This is a genomic window from Butyricicoccus sp. AF18-9LB, assembly GCF_027684505.1.
GTDB classification, from domain to species: domain Bacteria; phylum Bacillota; class Clostridia; order Oscillospirales; family Butyricicoccaceae; genus Agathobaculum; species Agathobaculum butyriciproducens.
The window spans coordinates 1-279 of sequence record NZ_JAQCWA010000068.1; the positions used below are offsets into that span (position 1 = coordinate 1).

1 protein-coding gene is annotated in these 279 nt (G+C 61.3%); it reads right to left on the minus strand.

Annotated elements, in window-relative coordinates:
* Nucleotides 1-279 (minus strand): FAD-dependent oxidoreductase (locus tag PGY33_RS14340; RefSeq protein WP_270479223.1); only part of this gene is annotated, 279 nt, incomplete at both ends.

Genomic DNA, 279 nt, shown 5'->3' on the forward strand with positions numbered 1-279 from the left:
TCCTCGAGACGAGCCGGAAGCTCCTTCTCGGAACGGCGGTACACGATGTAAACTTCCTCGGCGCCCATGCGCTTTGCACAGCGGGCGGCGTCCATGGCTACGTTGCCGCCGCCGACTACTGCGACCTTCTTGGCGTGGTAGATCGGGGTGTCGGCGTTTTCCTTGTACGCCTTCATCAGGTTGATGCGGGTCAGGTACTCGTTCGCGGAGTAAACGCCGTTTGCGTTCTCGCCCGGAACACCGATAAAGGTCGGCAGACCGGCACCGGAGCCAACGAAA